The organism is Streptomyces sp. JN8 (assembly GCF_055808075.1).
Genome location: NZ_CM147852.1, coordinates 721,734 through 737,260 on the forward strand (window position 1 = coordinate 721,734; position 15,527 = coordinate 737,260).

The window sequence follows — 15,527 nt, forward strand, 5'->3', positions numbered from 1 at the left end:
CGCCCGGGATGTCTCTGGACACATCTCGCGAAGGAGAGTTCCGTGACAGCGAAGCCCGCAGCCGCGGCCGCACGGGCCACCGTGTACGGCTACCCCCGCCAGGGTGGGAACCGCGAACTGAAGAAGGCCGTCGAGGGCTACTGGAAGGGCCGGGTCACCGCCGACGCCCTCCGGACCACCGCCGCCGACCTGCGCCGTTCGAACTGGCGGCAGCTGGCCGAGGCCGGCATCGACGAGGTGCCGACCGGTGACTTCTCGTACTACGACCACGTCCTGGACACCAGTGTCATGGTCGGCGCCGTCCCCGCGCGCCACCGCGCCGCCGTCGAGGCGGACGCGCTCGACGGCTACTTCGCCATGGCCCGCGGCACGCAGGACGTCGCGCCGCTGGAGATGACCAAGTGGTTCGACACCAACTACCACTACCTGGTCCCCGAGCTCGGCCCCGGCACCGTCTTCAGCGCCGACTCGGCGAAGCAGGTCGCCGAGCTGAAGGAGGCCGTCGCCCTCGGCCTGACCGCCCGCCCGGTCCTCGTCGGACCCGTCACCTACCTGCTGCTCGCCAAGCCCGCACCCGGGGTGGCCGAGGACTTCGACCCGCTCACCCTCCTCGACCGGCTGCTGCCCGTCTACGCGGAGGTCCTCGCCGACCTGCGCGCGGCGGGCGCCGAGTGGGTCCAGCTGGACGAGCCCGCCCTCGTCCAGGACCGCACCCCGGCCGAACTGAACGCCGCCGCCCGCGCCTACCGCGATCTCGGCGCGCTCACCGACCGGCCCAGGCTGCTCGTCGCCTCCTACTTCGACCGCCTCGGCGACGCCCTCAAGGTGCTCGCGGCGGCACCGGTGGACGGGATCGCCCTCGACTTCACCGAGCGCGCCGCCGGCAACCTCGACGACCTCGCGGGCGTCGGCGGACTGCCCGGAAAGCGGCTGGTCGCGGGCGTCGTGAACGGCCGCAACATCTGGATCAACGACTACCAGAAGTCCCTGGCCACCCTCGCGACCCTGCTCGGTCTCGCCGACCGGGTCGACGTTGCCGCGTCCTGCTCGCTCCTGCACGTCCCGCTGGACGCGGACGTCGAGCGCGACATCGACCCGCAGGTCCGGCGCTGGCTCGCCTTCGCCCGGCAGAAGACCACCGAGGTCGTCACGCTCGCCGAGGGCCTGGCGAAGGGCACCGACGCGATCACCGCCGAACTGGCCGCCAACCGCGCCGACCTGGCCTCCCGCGCCGACTCCGCCCTCACCCGCGACCCGGCCGTACGCGCCCGCACCGCCGCGATCACCGACGCGGACGGCCGCCGCTCCCAGCCGTACGCCGAGCGGGCCGCCGCCCAGCGCGCGCACCTCGGTCTGCCGCTGCTGCCCACCACCACCATCGGCTCGTTCCCGCAGACCGACGAACTCCGCGCGGCCCGCGCCGACCTGCGCGCCGGCCGCGTCGACACCGCCGGCTACGAGGAGCGGATCAAGGACGAGATCCGCGAGGTCCTCTCCTTCCAGGAGAAGACCGGCGTCGACGTCCTCGTCCACGGCGAACCCGAACGCAACGACATGGTGCAGTACTTCGCCGAGCAGCTCACCGGGTACGTCGCCACGCGGCACGGCTGGGTCCAGTCGTACGGCACCCGCTACGTCCGGCCCCCGGTCCTGGCCGGGGACATCTCCCGCCCCGAGCCGATGACGGTGCGCTGGACCACGTACGCGCAGGCGCAGACCGCCAAGCCGGTCAAGGGCATGCTGACCGGCCCGGTCACCATGCTCGCCTGGTCCTTCGTCCGCGACGACCAGCCGCTCGGCGACACGGCCCGGCAGGTGGCGCTCGCCCTGCGCGACGAGGTGGACGACCTGGAGGCGGCGGGCACCTCGGTCATCCAGGTCGACGAGCCCGCGCTCCGGGAGACCCTCCCGCTGCGCGCCGCGGACCACGCCGCCTACCTCGACTGGGCGACCGAGTCGTTCCGGCTCTCCACCAGCGGGGTCCGGCCCGGCACCCAGATCCACACCCACATGTGCTACGCCGAGTTCGGCGACGTCGTCCAGGCCATCGACGACCTCGACGCCGACGTCATCAGCCTGGAGGCCGCCCGCTCCCACATGCAGGTCGCCGGTGAACTCGCCGAGCACGGCTACCCGCGCGAGGCCGGTCCCGGTGTCTGGGACATCCACTCCCCCCGCGTCCCCAGCACGCAGGAGGCCGCGGCGCTGCTGCGCAAGGGTCTGGAGGCCATCCCCGCCGAGCGGCTCTGGGTCAACCCCGACTGCGGACTCAAGACCCGCGGCTGGACCGAGACCCGCGCCTCCCTGGAGAACCTCGTCACCGCGGCGCGGCAGGTCAGGAGCGAGCTGAGTACCGACGAGGGCTGACGCCCCGCGGACCCGGGCCGGGCGTCCCGACGTCCGGCCCGGGCGCCCACGACCGGATCCTCACTAGACCGGGGCGCCTGGGCCGTCTGGGTCCGCGAGGTGCGCGCCACGGCGGACGCGGTCAGGCTCGCGCACGCTCTCGTGTCCGCGTCCTGACCGACGTCCGTGTACACGACGTCCGCGGACCCGACGGCCGCGGACCCGACGGCCGCGGACCCGACGGCCGCTTCCCCTCCCGGCGAGGGGCAGCAGCCCGGGCGGGTCAGCGGTGGGTGAAGTCCGGGGCCCGCTTGTCGACGAAGGCCGCCATGCCCTCCTTCTGGTCGGCCGTCGCGAACACCGCGTGGAACAGACGCCGTTCGAAGCGGACGCCCTCGGCGAGCGTGGTCTCGAAGGCGCGGTTGACGGCCTCCTTGGCCATCATGGCGACCGGCTTCGACATGCCCGCCACGGTCTCGGCGACCGCGAGGGCCTCGGAGAGGAGGTCGTCGGCCGGGACGATCCGGGAGACCAGGCCCGCCCGTTCGGCTTCGGCGGCGTCCATCGTCCGTCCCGTCAGGCAGAGTTCCATGGCCTTGGCCTTGCCGACGGCCCGGGTGAGGCGCTGGGACCCGCCGATGCCGGGGATGACGCCGAGCTTGATCTCGGGCTGGCCGAAGACGGCGGTGTCGGAGGCCAGCAGGATGTCGCAGAGCATGGCCAGCTCGCAGCCGCCGCCCAGGGCGTAGCCGGAGACGGCCGCGACGGTGGGGGTGCGCAGTTCGCCCAGCCGGTCCCAGGCGGTGAACCAGTCGGTGAGGTACATGTCCATGTACCCCTGGGGCCGCATCTCCTTGATGTCCGCGCCGGCGGCGAAGGCCTTCGGGGAGCCGGTGATCACGACGCAGCCGATGGCCGGGTCGCGGTCGAGGGCCCGGGTGGCTGCCACGACCTCCTCCATGACCCGGAGGTTCAGGGCGTTGAGCGCCTCGGGCCGGTCGAGGGTGAGCAGTGCGGTGCGGGCACCCGTCCGCTCGACGGTGATCGTCTCGTAGTCGGTCGCGGTCATGCGGTGGTGGTTCCCTTCGGTGCTTCGGCTGCGGTGTCCCGCAGGGCGTGGACGATCCCGGAGAAGTCCTGGGCGGCTCCCGCGCCCTCCGCGAACGCGGCGTACATCTCGGCGGCCCGCAGGCCGAGCCCCGCGTCGATGCCGCCGGCGCGCAGGGCGTTCGCGGCGAGGCCCAGGTCCTTGGCCATGAGCGGGGCGGCGAACCCGGGACGGTAGTCGCGGTTGGCGGGGCTCGCCGGTACGGGGCCGGGGACGGGGCAGTTGGCGGTGAGGGCCCAGCACTGGCCGGACGCGGTGGAGGCGACGTCGTAGAGGGCCTGGTGGGAGAGGCCGAGGCTCTCGCCCAGGACGAAGGCCTCGCTCACCGCGATCATCGAGATGCCGAGGATCATGTTGTTGCAGATCTTGGCGGCCTGACCGGCGCCCGCGCCGCCGCAGTGCACGGCGCGCCTCCCCATGGTCGCGAGCAGCGGTTCGGCCTCGGTGAACTCGGCCTCTCCTCCTCCGGCCATGAAGGTGAGGGTGGCGGCCTCGGCTCCGACGACACCGCCCGACACGGGGGCGTCCAGGGCGCGGTGGCCGGCGGCCGCGGCGGCCTCGTGGGCGGCGCGGGCGTCGGCGACGTCGATGGTGGAGCAGTCGATGAACAGGGTGCCGGGGCGGGCGGCGGCGAGCAGGCCCTCCTCCTGGTAGCAGCCGAGGACATGGCGGCCCGCCGGCAGCATGGTGATCACGACGTCCGCTGCGGCGGCGGCCGCCCGTGCCGAGTCGACGGTCCGCACTCCGGCCGCGGCGGCGGTCGCCAGAGCCTCCGGGGCGAGGTCGAAGCCGAGGACGCGGTGGCCGGCGGCGGCGAGGTGGGCGGCCATGGGGCCGCCCATGTGGCCGAGGCCGACGAAGCCGATGACGGTGGTCACCAGGGCACCTCCTGGAGCGAGTCGGGGGAGGTGAGCCGCAGCTCGCGGTCGGCTCCCAGCGGGGCGAAGTAGCGGGCCACGTCCTCGTCGGTGACGTCCGACGGCCGGGCGGGGGACCAGCGGGGGGTGCGGTCCTTGTCGACGACCTGGGCCCGGATGCCCTCGACCAGGTCGGGCGAGGTCAGCGCCGCGCACGAGACGCGGTACTCCTGCTCCAGGACGCGCTCCAGCGGTCCGAGCCCTCGGGCGCGGCGCAGGGAGGTCAGGGTCACCTTGAGCGCGGTCGGGGACTTGGCGGACAGGGTGGTGGCGGCCTCCTCGGCGGCCGGTACACCGCTGGCGACGAGCCGGTCGACGATCTCCTCGACGGTTCCGGCGGCGTAGCAGTGGTCGATCCACCGCCGGTGGGCGGCCAGTGCACCGGGGGGTGCCTGGGCGACGTGCTCGGCGAGCGCTTCGCGCACGGAGGTCCGCGCGAGGTCGTCCACCAGCCGGTCGAGTCGTTCGGAGGGGACGAAGTGGTCGGCGAGGCCGCACAGCAGGGCGTCGGCGGCGCCGACGGGCGCCCCCGTCAGGGCGAGGTGGGTGCCGAGCTCACCGGGCGCCAGGCCCAGGAGGTAGGTGCCGCCGACGTCGGGGACGAAGCCGATGCCGGTCTCCGGCATGGCGACGCGGGAGCGTTCGGTGACGATCCGCACGGTGCCGTGGGCGGAGACGCCGACGCCGCCGCCCATCACGATGCCGTCCATGAGGGCGACGTACGGCTTCGGGTAGCGGGCGATGAGGGCGTTGAGCCGGTACTCGTCCCGCCAGAAGTCCGCGGAGGCCGTGCCGCCCGCCCGTGCGTCCTCGTGGATGGCCCGGATGTCGCCGCCCGCGCACAGTCCCCGCTCCCCCGCGCCGGAGATCACCACCGCGTCGACGGCGGGATCGTCCCGCCAGGCGGTGAGCGCCTCCTCGATGCGCAGCACCATGGGGTGGGTGAGGGCGTTCAGCGCCCGGGGCCGGTTGAGGACGAGGCGGCCCGTGCGGCCCTCGGTGCGGACGAGCACGTCCTCGGTCATCGGAGACTCTCCGTCAGGCCGCGGGCGACGATGACGTTCATGATCTCGTTGGTCCCTTCCAGGATCCGGTGGACCCGCAGGTCCCGGACGATCTTCTCGATGCCGTACTCGCTCAGGTAGCCGTAGCCGCCGTGCAGTTGGAGGGCGCGGTCGGCGACGGAGAAGCCGGTGTCGGTGGCGAACCGCTTGGCCATGGCGCAGAGCTGCACCGCTTGCGGATCGCCGCGGTCGAGGGCGTCGGCCGCCTGCCGTACCAGGGCGCGGGCGGCGGTGAGTTCGGTGGCCATGTCGGCCAGGCGGAACTGCAGGGCCTGGGCGTCGAGCAGTCGTGCGCCGAAGGCCTCGCGGTCGGCGAGGTGGGCGAGGCTGCGGTCGAGGGCGCTCTGGGCGCCGCCGAGGGAGCAGGCGGCGATGCCGAGGCGGCCGCCGTTGAGGCCGTGCATGGCGATGCGGAAGCCGTCGCCCTCGGTGCCGAGGCGCCGGTCGGCGGGGATCCGCACACCGTCGAGGACGACCTGCCGGGTGGGCTGCGCGTTCCAGCCCATCTTGCGCTCGTTCGCGCCGAAGGACAGGCCCGGATCGCCGCGTTCGACGAGGAAGGCGGTGATCCCGCGCGGGCCGTCTCCTCCCGTGCGCGCCAGGACGACGTACAGGTCGGAGGCTCCGGCGCCGGAGATGAACTGCTTCACTCCGCTGAGGACGTAGTGGTCGCCGTCGCGCTCCGCGCGGGTCCGGATCGCCGCCGCGTCCGAGCCCGCGCCCGGTTCGGTGAGGCAGTAGCTGCCCAGGGTCTCGGCGGTGCAGAGGCCCGGCAGCCGGCGGGCGCGCTGGGCCGGGCTGCCGTACCGGTCGATCATCCAGGCGACCATGTTGTGGATGGAGAGGTAGCCGGCGATGGAGGGGCAGCCGGTCGCCAGGGTCTCGAAGACGAGGACGCCGTCGGCCCGGCTCAGTCCGGAGCCGCCGTGCTCCTCCCGTACGTAGACGCCTCCGAGGCCGAGTGCGGCGGCCCTGCGGATGATGTCGACGGGGAAGTGCTTGTCCTGGTCCCAGGCCACCGCGTACGGGGCCAGCTGCTCCTGGGCGAAGTCCAGGGTGACTTCGGCGAGCGCCAGTTGGTCCTCGGTGAGGGTGGTCACGGCGCTCATCCCATCGTCGGCATGGTGAAGCTGGCGCCCTCCTTGACCCCGGAGGGCCAGCGGGAGGTCACGGTCTTGGTGCGGGTGTAGAAGCGGATCGCGTCGGGGCCGTGCTGGTTGAGGTCCCCGAAGCCGGAGCGCTTCCAGCCGCCGAAGGTGTGGTACGCCACCGGGACCGGGATCGGGACGTTCACGCCGACCATGCCGGTCTCGACGCGCCGGGTGAAGTCGCGGGCGGTGTCGCCGTCGCGGGTGAAGATGGCCACGCCGTTGCCGTACGGGTGCTCGCTCGGCAGCCGGATCGCGCTCTCGTAGTCGGCGGCGCGTGTGACGCACAGGACCGGGCCGAAGATCTCCTCCTGGTAGATCCGCATGGCGGGGGTGACGCGGTCGAAGAGCGAGGCTCCCGCGAAGAAGCCGTTCTCGTGGCCGGGGAGGGTGAACCCCCGCCCGTCGACGACGAGTTCCGCGCCTTCCTCGACCCCGATCCCGACGTAGTGGTCGACCCGGTCCAGGGCGTCCCGGCTGACGAGGGGTCCGAAGTCGGCGTCGGGATCGTCGGAGGGGCCGATGCGCAGGGCGGCGATGCGCTCCTTCAGCTTGGCCACGAGGGCGTCGGCGGTCTCCTCGCCGACGGGGACGGCGACGGAGATCGCCATGCAGCGCTCGCCGGCGGAGCCGTAGCCGGCTCCGACGAGGGCTTCGGCGGCCTGGTCGAGGTCGGCGTCGGGCATCACGATCATGTGGTTCTTGGCTCCGCCGAAGCACTGGGCGCGCTTGCCGTGGGCGGCGGCGGTGGCGTAGACGTGCGCGGCGATCGGGGTGGAGCCGACGAAGCCCAGGGCCTGGACGCGGGGGTCCTCCAGGAGGGTGTCGACGGCCTCCTTGCCGCCGTTGACCACGTTCAGCACGCCGGGCGGGAGCCCGGCCTCCAGAAACAGCTCGGCGAGCCGCAGGGGTACGGAGGGGTCGCGCTCGGACGGCTTGAGGATGAAGGCGTTGCCGCAGGCCAGTGCGGGTGCGGCCTTCCACAGCGGGATCATCGCGGGGAAGTTGAAGGGCGTGATCCCGGCGACGACGCCGAGCGGGGCGCGCAGGGAGTGGACATCGATGCCGGTGCCCGCGTTGTCGGTGAACTCGCCCTTGAGGAGGTGCGGGATGCCGGCGGCGAACTCGACGACCTCCAGGCCGCGTTGCAGGTCGCCGTGGGCGTCGGCGACGGTCTTGCCGTGTTCGGCGGAGAGCAGCCGGGCGAGGGAGTCCCGCTCTCCTTCGACGAGTTGGAGGAAACGCAGCAGGACGCGGGCGCGGCGCTGCGGGTTCCACCGGCCCCACTCCTGCTGGGCCTCCTGCGCGTCGGCGATCGCCGCCTCGGTGTCGGCGCGTCCGGCCAGGGGCACCCTGGCCTGGACGGCGCCGGTGTTGGGGTCGTACACGTCGGCGAAGAGACCGGACGTGCCGGTGGCGTGCCTTCCGCCGATGAAGTGGGTGAGTTCGCGGACCATCGAAGCCTGCTCTCGTCAGGTGTGGATCCGAGGAAGGCGCGGCGAGGACCGCGAGGGCGGCACCGATCGGGGTGCGCGCACGCGGGTCCGTCCGCGGGACAGGGGAAGGCGGGGACGCCTTCGTCGAGTCACGAACGCGGGGACAGGGCCTCGGGGTTCGGGTACTCCGCCGGATCACCAGGGTCGTGGTCACGTACCGGTGCCATGCGTGTCTGCTCCATCCTCGTGGACAACACGGAACACCCCACGGCCGGTATCCTGACTCCCGGATCAGCGCATGCTCTCCGGCCTTCCCGACGGATGGTTTCCGTCAGTGGCCTGACCTGCTGGAAGAGCACACTCCCCGGTCACAGTGGCGGGACCGCGCCGGATTCACACCGGCTTCCCTGCACCGCGGGCTCGTCACGAACATATAGTTGGACGTCCTAGTAAGTCCACCCCCACCGGCGGCGCGGCGGCGGGATCCGGACGGCCGGCGGCGCCCTGGCCCCCGCCCCCTGACCGCCGGCTCAGGCCGAGGGGTCGGCGACGGGGTACGGGACGAAGGTGCTGGTGTCCTCGTCGATCAGGAGCGGACGCCCGAGGGGCGGAGCCGCACGCTGGGGGCAGTCGAGGCGCTCGCAGACGCGGCAGCCCATGCCGATCGGGGTGGCGGCGGCCGCGTTGGCGAGGTCGAGCCCGTCCGAGTACACGAGCCGGTGGGCGTGGCGGATCTCGCAGCCGAGTCCGATCGCGAAGGTCTTCCCGGGCTCGCCCCAGCCGCCCCGGTGCCGGGTGACGGCGCGGGCCGTCCACAGGTGGCGCTGCCCGTCGGGCATGGCGGCCATCTGGACGTGGATGCGGCCCGGCAAGGCGAAGGCCTCGTACACGTTCCACAGGGGGCAGGTGCCGCCGGAGCGGGAGAAGTGGAATCCGGTGGCGGCTCGACGACCCGGCCGGGCAGGGCGTCGAGGCCGTGCGGCCCATCCGTGACGAGATCAGGAGCCTCGTCGAAGGCCTGGTCGCCGACGTCGACGCCGGGCCGGGCGCCTGACCGCACGGCCTCTCCGGTCGTGCGCACCGACACCCGACGGGCCAGGCATCCGGCAGCGCGGACCGACACCCGACGGGCCAGGCGTCCGGCAGCGCGGACAGCCGGACGCGCGGCCGGCCGTCAGGCCGCGTCGCCTCCGGGCGCGAGCAGCCAGCGGCGGACCACCTGGAGACACACCGTCCCGCCGACCACGAGACGACGCCGCTCGTCCCGGGCCCGCCGGTCGAACTCCACGCGGTAGCCCTGGAGGCCGTCCAGGGAGCGGACGGTCGAGACGGTCACCCGGGCGACGACTCCGTCGGCGTCGTCCGTCACGTGCCACACCCGGCCCAGCGGTGCACTGCGGGTGAACCGCAGCGCACCGTGCGCGGCCGTGGTCACGTCGAGCCGCCGGGTGCGGTGGAGACGGCCGGGGGAACGGACCTCTCCGACCGGATCGCCCCCGGGGCCGGTCACCAGGAACTCGGGGCGGGCGAATCCACGCCGCCCGGCCACCAGGTCGACACCCAGGACCGGTCGCTCGTCGAGGTCGTGGAGCACGTACCCGAAGGCGCCGTGCTCCCGCAGGTGGGCCAGGACGGTTCCGTCCTCCGCCGTCATCCGCATCCGCGGCCCCGTGTACCGGCGCAGGACCGAACGCCCGGGCTCGGCGAGGATCACCGTGTCATGGCCGAACAGCCGGTGGACCGGTTCCGTGTCGTCGCCCCCGCGCATCGCGCACCCTCCCGCCGGCGCCGCTCCGTCGGCCCGATTATGACCGCGCCGGGAGACGGGGAACAGGGGCGGGCACCCGGCCGACACGGCCGGGCGCCGGGTCGGAGCACGGGAGGAGCCCCCTGGGGTCCAGGGGGCTCCTCCCGTGCTCCGAGGGCGTCCCCGGGTCAGGCCCGGAGCAGGCGCTCCGTCACCTCGCGGTAGGTCCGCAGGGTGAGCCGGAGCTGCTCGGTGTCCTGAGCCGCGCGCCCCTGGTCGCCGTCCTTCTGCCAGCCCGCCCGCAGGGCGGTCCGCCGGTCCCGCAGCGCGGCGACGAGCTGCCGCTCGGTCTCCTCCAGCAGGTCGGCCGCCTCGGCCACCGAGTCGCGGGGGGAGTCGACGAAGCCGGCGAGGGCGTGGTGCAGGCGTTCGCCGAGCCGGTCGCGTTCACCGGCGTCGAGCAGCTGCCCCGCGGGGCCGTCCTCGGATCCGTCGGCCGCCGGCCGGTGGTGCGTGCCCGGCAGGTCGCCGGTGCCGCCGACCGTGGGGTCGTGCCGGTCTCCGGGGCTCCGGCCGTCGGCCGGCCGCTCCGTCGCCGGCCGTCCGCTCGGCGCGGCGGGGGGCGCGACGGGAGCGTCCGTGCGGCTCCCCTCGCTCCGGCCCGTGGCACCGGGGTCGTCGGACGGAAGGCCGGACCGCCGGGCCCCGGTCGGCGCCGTCCCGGATTCCGCGCCGGGCGGCGCGGCCGCCGGCGGTCTCGGGGCGGGCGGAGCCGCGGGGGGCGGCGGCGTGGCGTCACCGTCCCGCTGGGCGGGAACGGCCGCGTGGAGCGTCCCGTCGTCGGGGGCGGCGTGGGCGGAGCGCTGGGTGGGAACGGCCCCGACGGGGGTCCCCTCCCGGCCGGCGGGCGTCGGCGCGGCGGAGCCGGCCGGTTCGCCGGGGGTGCTCAGGGGCGGCGGCGGCTTCGGGGGCGGCGGGGGCGCGGATTCGCTCCGCGCGTCGCCGTCCGTGCTTCCCGCTGCCCACCGTTCCTGCTTGTCGCGTGCCATCAGGCACCACTTCCCTTCGGCTTGAGGACGGGTCCACGGCCCCGGACGGGCATCGGCACCGGGTGTCGTCGGGCGTCGGTGCCCGCGGTGGAGCCGGTGGCGGTCAGGTCCTCGAACAGGGCACGTGCGTGCACCAGCGCCTCGCGCAGTTCCTCGGTGGAGGCGGAGCCGGAGCGCGTCGTCCGGTGGATCGTGCGCAGGCCCTCCACGTGGTGCGGATGGTGCACCGACAGGGCGGCGAGCTGCTCGTCGCGCCGGTCGGCGTCCGGGAAGCCCCGGACCGCGGCGACCCGGGTGAGGAGCTGCTCGGCGTCGGCGACGGCCTGCGCCGGGGCGTCGACGAAGCGCTCCTGGAGGGTGGTCCACTGGGCGGTGTACTGCTCGCGGACCGCCGGTTCGAGCGGCAGCGGACGGATGCCGCCGTAGCGCTCGGTCCGCTCGCGCAGGTCACGGTGGGTCGCTTCGACGTCGCCACCGTGCCGTTCGAGGCTGCGGTCGTACTCGGGGCCGAAGCTGCGCTTCAGGGAGCGCGTGCCGCTGCCCGGGCCCGTGCGGGCCCGGATCAGGACACCGGCCACCAGTACCACCGCGACCAGCGCCACGATGATGAGAACTGTGGTCAGGGTCGACATGGCTGCCTTCCTGGACGGGGACTCCTGGCTGGCTGTTCGGTACTGCTTGCTGAGCGCGCCTAGGACCCGGCTTGCCGCTTCTGGGGCTGCCAAACACACGGAACGGCGCCGTCACCGGTCCGGCGGGCACGCGGGCGGTCCCCGGGCGCCGGGCGACCGGCGCCGGAGCGCCGACGGAAGAGCTCGTCCACTATGTGGAATGCGCTCTGAGACGGCTCCGGGCGGTGCTAGCGTGCACGTCATGCAGCACACCGCCACCCTCGCCATGATGCGAATGATGCCCCCGCCCCCGGAGGCGCTTCGCTAGCGAAGCCGTGTGCGCGCAGGACGCGACGGACCCTCCGGAAACGGAGGGTCCGTTTTTTCGTGTCCCGGCCCGGTGCCGAGCCCGTCGGCACCCGCACCACCAGCCTCCTCCACCCCACCTCCTCCCTCGACAGAAGGGCGAAGTCCCGCCATGTCCCTTCCTCCGGTCGTCTCCCTCACGGACTGCGCCGACCCCAACGCGCTCGCCCGCCAGTCCACCCGGATCGCCGCCCTGTTCGGCTCCACGCCGACCGTCCTGCCGCTCGGCGGACCCGACCCGGAGGGCGCCGCCGCCCTCACCCTGCTGGACCTCCTCCGCTCCACGGACCTGATCGGGGGCCCGAGCCGGCCGGTCGTGGTCCTCGTCAACATCGCGCCGAGGGACGGGCACTGGCCCAACGGCGTGCCCTTCTGCTCCTTCCGCCACGGGAACCACCTGGTGGTCAGCACGCTCAACCACCGGGTCCTCGCTCCGCTGGCGAGCTACCTCGGGCTCACGGAGGTCCAGGTCACCGACGTCCGCGAGGTGCTGGAAGCCGCCGCCGCCGACTGGGCCGACCTGACGCCGGCCGAGATCGAGGAGATGGTGCGGACCCAGTTCCGGAGCCTCTGGTACGCACCCCTGCTGGCCCGCTGGCTGGTGGACGGCCACCCCGTCCCCGCGCAGCCGGCGGCGGTGGCACCGGCCGCCGCCGAGGACGTGCGGATCGCCGTCGTCGACAACTTCGGCAACTGCAAGCTGGACCGCCCGGCCGCCGAACTCCCCGGCTACGCCGCCGCCGAGAGCCTCCTCGTACGCAACCGGCGCGACGGCCGGGACATCCGGGTGCGCTGTTACGACCGCCTGCCCGACGTCCCGCTCGGCGAGCCCGGCATCACCGTCGGGAGTTCCGGCGTCGGATTCGCCGAACTGGTGGTCCGCGGCGGTTCCGCGGCGGAGGCGTTCGGACTGCGCCAGGGCGACCGGGTATTCGATCTCACCAGCTGACATGTTATCAACGCGTTACCACGGCAGGGGACTTCCCGATTGACGCCGGTCTCCGCGAGCCGGAATGCTGAAAAGCATGTCCGGAACTCCCCCGCTGGTACGCCGCCGCCACGTGGACCACGTGCGCTGTGCGGCCGATCTGTGTCGCTGAGCGCACAGCACCGGCCCTCTTTCTCTCACCTTTCCCGGACTTCTCCCTAAGGACCTCCGATGTCCCGTACCCGCACGTCCCTCGCGGCCTCGGCCGCCGCCCTCGTCGCGCTCGCGGCGGCCGGCTGCGCACCGCAGCCGAACAGCACCCCCGAAGCCTCCGGTGCCAAGGAATCCGCCGCCTGCACGACCGACGACCCGAGCCTGCACGAGCGCGGCCGGCTCACCGTCGCGACCGACTCGCCGGCCTACGAGCCGTGGTTCGACAGCAACACCCCCTCGAACGGAAAGGGATTCGAAAGCGCCGTCGCCTATGCGGTGGCCGAAGAGCTGGGCTTCGAACGCAGTCAGGTGAAATGGGTCGTCGAACCCTTCTCCCATTCGTACGCCCCCGGCGCCAAGTCCTTCGACTTCGACATCAACCAGATCTCCATCACGCCGCAGCGCGCGAAAGCCGTGGATTTCTCGACCAGTTACTACACGGCCAATCAGGCCGTCCTCGCGCTCGACGGATCCCGGTTCGCGAAGGCCGCGTCCCTGACCGCCCTCAAGGACGCCAGGATCGGCGTGCAGGTCGCGACGACCAGCTACCAGGCCGTGCTCGACCAGATCAAGCCCGTGAAGCAGCCGCGCGTCTTCAGCACCACCAAGGACGAGGTGACCGCGCTGCGGAACGGTCAGATCGACGCGATCGTCACCGACCTGCCCACCGTCTTCTACCTGGCCGGGGCAGAGCTCGACAACGGCGAGATCGTCGGCCAGTTCGGCTACGCGGGCGGCACCCCCGAGAAGTTCGGTCTGCTGCTGCCGAAGAACAGCGGGTACACCTCCTGCGTCAACCAGGCCCTCGACGAGCTCCGGACCGACGGCACGCTCGCCCGGCTCACCACTCAGTGGCTCTCCGCCTCGGCGGACGTCCCCGAGCTGAAGCGATAACGGGTCGGCTGTGGACATCGGCAAGACGGCCGCGCCGGACCGGTCGGCCACCGTTCCGAAGACGCCCGACACGGGCTACCGGCCCAGCGAGCACGAACAGGAGCGGCAGCGGTACCGCCGCTCCCGCAAGCGGCGCCACACCTGGGTCTCCACCCTCTGCACCGTGCTCGGCCTGGTGGTCGTGGGCGCGGCAGCGGTGGCCTCACCGGGCTGGGAGCGCGTCGACAGTCTGTTCTTCGACGGCGCGGAACTGCGCGCCGCCCTCCCCGACCTCCTCCGGGGCTTCTGGCTCAACATCCAGATGTTCCTCGTCGCCGAGGTGCTGATCCTCGTCCTGGGCCTGCTGATCGCCCTGGTGCGGGTGACCCGCGCGCCGGGTCTCCAGCCGCTGCGGCTCGCGGCCACGGTCTACGTGGACGTCTTCCGCGGCGTACCGACCCTGCTGCTGGTCTTCCTCGTCGGCTTCGGGCTGCCCGCGCTGCAACTGCAGGGCACCCCCTCCGAGCCCTGGATCCTCGGCGTGATCGCCCTGACCCTCTCCTACACGGCGTACGTCGCCGAGGTGTTCCGGGCGGGACTGAACTCGGTCCACCCCGCGCAGCGGAACGCGGCCCGGGCCCTAGGCCTCAACGAGCGGCAGGCCGTACGGCACGTCGTGCTGCCGCAGGCCGTGCGCAACGTGCTGCCGCCCCTGCTCAACGACTTCATCTCCCTGCAGAAGGACACGGCGCTGGTCGCCGTCCTCGGTCCGCTCGAAGCCCTGCGGGCCGCGCAGATCAAGGCGGACTACGACTTCAACTACACCCCGTACCTGGGAGCGGCCCTCTTGTTCATCGCGGTGACCATCCCGCTGACCCGCTTCGCCGACCGGCTCCAGCGGCGGGCGGCCCGGCGCACCTGGGCGGGGGCGGCCGGATGAGCGAGTCGCTGCTGCGCATCCGCGGCCTCCGCAAGCAGTACGGGGAGCGGCTGGTGCTGCGTTCGATCGACCTGGACGTCGCCGAGCACCAGGTGGTCTGCCTGATCGGCGGCTCGGGCTCGGGCAAGTCGACCCTGCTGCGCTGCGTCGACCTGCTCGAGGTCGTCGACGACGGGACCGTCCACCTGAGCGGGACGGAACTGACCGACCCCCGGCTCGACCCCGACGTCGCCCGCCGTCGGATCGGCATCGTCTTCCAGGCGTACAACCTCTTCCCGCACCTGAGCGTGCTGGACAACATCACGCTCGCGCCCCGCCGCGTCCACGGCGTCCCGCGCCGGAAGGCGGAGGCCTCGGCCCGCGAGTTGCTCGACCGCCTCGGGCTCGGGGACAAGGCCCACGAGCACCCCGACCGGCTCTCGGGCGGACAGCAGCAGCGGGCGGCGATCGCCCGCGCCCTGGCCACCGAGCCGGAGCTGCTGCTCTTCGACGAGATCACCTCGGCCCTCGACCCCGAGCTGGTCGGCGAGGTCCTGGACGTCGTCGCCGACCTGAAGCGGCGCGGGCTGACCATCCTGATGGCCACCCACGAGATGGACTTCGCCCGGCGGGTCGCGGACCGGGTCTGCTTCCTGGAGGACGGCGTGATCGTGGAGCAGGGCACCGCCGAGCAGGTGCTGACCGCTCCGCGGGAGCAGGCCACGCGCCGCTTCCTCGCCCGCGCGCTCGACCGTTCCTAGGCCGGCCTGTCCGGCCGGTCGAGGAAGCCGGTCCCTCCCCC

At 73.4% G+C, this 15,527-nt stretch carries 13 protein-coding genes, 2 pseudogenes and 1 riboswitch; of the genes and pseudogenes, 6 read left to right on the forward strand and 9 right to left on the reverse strand.

The features are described from left to right. Positions 1-42 precede the first annotated feature (42 nt). Positions 43-2,367, forward strand: coding sequence for a 5-methyltetrahydropteroyltriglutamate--homocysteine S-methyltransferase (gene metE / locus ACY0MR_RS03205; RefSeq protein ID WP_473558968.1), 2,325 nt, complete (start codon positions 43-45; stop codon positions 2,365-2,367). Between the two features lie 262 nt (positions 2,368-2,629). On the opposite strand, the gene ACY0MR_RS03210 is transcribed toward metE, so the two are convergent. The 6 genes and pseudogenes from ACY0MR_RS03210 to ACY0MR_RS03235 all read right to left on the reverse strand — a co-directional run. Next, positions 2,630-3,415, reverse strand: a complete 786-nt coding sequence (locus ACY0MR_RS03210) for an enoyl-CoA hydratase (protein ID WP_392863730.1) — start codon at positions 3,413-3,415, stop codon at positions 2,630-2,632. Then, complete coding sequence (gene mmsB, locus ACY0MR_RS03215) at positions 3,412-4,332, reverse strand: 3-hydroxyisobutyrate dehydrogenase (RefSeq protein ID WP_473558971.1); 921 nt, start codon at positions 4,330-4,332, stop codon at positions 3,412-3,414. Before mmsB ends, ACY0MR_RS03210 begins: the two co-directional genes overlap by 4 nt. Further along, the gene (locus ACY0MR_RS03220; RefSeq protein WP_473558973.1) at positions 4,329-5,396 is read right to left on the reverse strand and encodes an enoyl-CoA hydratase/isomerase family protein; all 1,068 of its coding nucleotides are present in this window, start codon (positions 5,394-5,396) and stop codon (positions 4,329-4,331) included. Before ACY0MR_RS03220 ends, mmsB begins: the two co-directional genes overlap by 4 nt. Beyond that, the gene (locus ACY0MR_RS03225) at positions 5,393-6,544 is read right to left on the reverse strand and encodes an acyl-CoA dehydrogenase family protein (protein ID WP_404078971.1); all 1,152 of its coding nucleotides are present in this window, start codon (positions 6,542-6,544) and stop codon (positions 5,393-5,395) included. Before ACY0MR_RS03225 ends, ACY0MR_RS03220 begins: the two co-directional genes overlap by 4 nt. Further along, positions 6,541-8,040 carry a CoA-acylating methylmalonate-semialdehyde dehydrogenase gene (locus ACY0MR_RS03230; protein ID WP_473558975.1) on the reverse strand — a complete coding sequence of 500 codons (1,500 nt, stop codon included), beginning with the start codon at positions 8,038-8,040 and terminating at the stop codon, positions 6,541-6,543. The genes ACY0MR_RS03225 and ACY0MR_RS03230 overlap by 4 nt, the downstream gene beginning before the upstream one ends. A gap of 231 nt (positions 8,041-8,271) precedes the next feature. After that, a riboswitch (cobalamin riboswitch) is annotated at positions 8,272-8,451 on the reverse strand. A gap of 98 nt (positions 8,452-8,549) precedes the next feature. Beyond that, a pseudogene (locus ACY0MR_RS03235) lies at positions 8,550-8,969 on the reverse strand (short-chain fatty acyl-CoA regulator family protein); the annotation flags it as partial. Between ACY0MR_RS03235 and ACY0MR_RS03240 the strand changes: the two are divergent. Next, a pseudogene (locus tag ACY0MR_RS03240) lies at positions 8,957-9,073 on the forward strand (phosphotyrosine protein phosphatase); the annotation flags it as partial. The pseudogenes ACY0MR_RS03235 and ACY0MR_RS03240 overlap by 13 nt on opposite strands. 120 nt (positions 9,074-9,193) lie before the next feature. On the opposite strand, the gene ACY0MR_RS03245 reads toward ACY0MR_RS03240, so the two are convergent. The 3 genes from ACY0MR_RS03245 to ACY0MR_RS03255 all read right to left on the reverse strand — a co-directional run bounded on the left by ACY0MR_RS03245 (position 9,194) and on the right by ACY0MR_RS03255 (position 11,447). After that, positions 9,194-9,787, reverse strand: a complete 594-nt coding sequence (locus ACY0MR_RS03245; protein WP_473558977.1) for a hypothetical protein — start codon at positions 9,785-9,787, stop codon at positions 9,194-9,196. Positions 9,788-9,954: 167 nt separating this feature from the next. Further along, positions 9,955-10,815, reverse strand: coding sequence for a hypothetical protein (locus tag ACY0MR_RS03250; protein WP_473558979.1), 861 nt, complete (start codon positions 10,813-10,815; stop codon positions 9,955-9,957). After that, complete coding sequence (locus ACY0MR_RS03255) at positions 10,815-11,447, reverse strand: hypothetical protein (RefSeq protein ID WP_361852575.1); 633 nt, start codon at positions 11,445-11,447, stop codon at positions 10,815-10,817. Before ACY0MR_RS03255 ends, ACY0MR_RS03250 begins: the two co-directional genes overlap by 1 nt. A gap of 457 nt (positions 11,448-11,904) precedes the next feature. Between ACY0MR_RS03255 and ACY0MR_RS03260 the strand changes: the two genes are divergently transcribed. From ACY0MR_RS03260 to ACY0MR_RS03275, 4 genes are all read left to right on the forward strand, one after another. Further along, a complete protein-coding gene (locus ACY0MR_RS03260; RefSeq protein ID WP_361852572.1) occupies positions 11,905-12,741 on the forward strand; it encodes an SAM hydroxide adenosyltransferase in 837 nt (278 codons plus the stop codon). Positions 12,742-12,951: 210 nt separating this feature from the next. After that, complete coding sequence (locus ACY0MR_RS03265; RefSeq protein WP_473558981.1) at positions 12,952-13,827, forward strand: ABC transporter substrate-binding protein; 876 nt, start codon at positions 12,952-12,954, stop codon at positions 13,825-13,827. Between the two features lie 10 nt (positions 13,828-13,837). After that, positions 13,838-14,746: an amino acid ABC transporter permease gene (locus ACY0MR_RS03270; RefSeq protein ID WP_404078963.1), complete on the forward strand. Its 909-nt coding sequence runs from the start codon at positions 13,838-13,840 to the stop codon at positions 14,744-14,746. Then, positions 14,743-15,486, forward strand: a complete 744-nt coding sequence (locus ACY0MR_RS03275) for an amino acid ABC transporter ATP-binding protein (protein WP_388794294.1) — start codon at positions 14,743-14,745, stop codon at positions 15,484-15,486. Before ACY0MR_RS03270 ends, ACY0MR_RS03275 begins: the two co-directional genes overlap by 4 nt. The last annotated feature ends 41 nt before the right edge of the window (positions 15,487-15,527 follow it).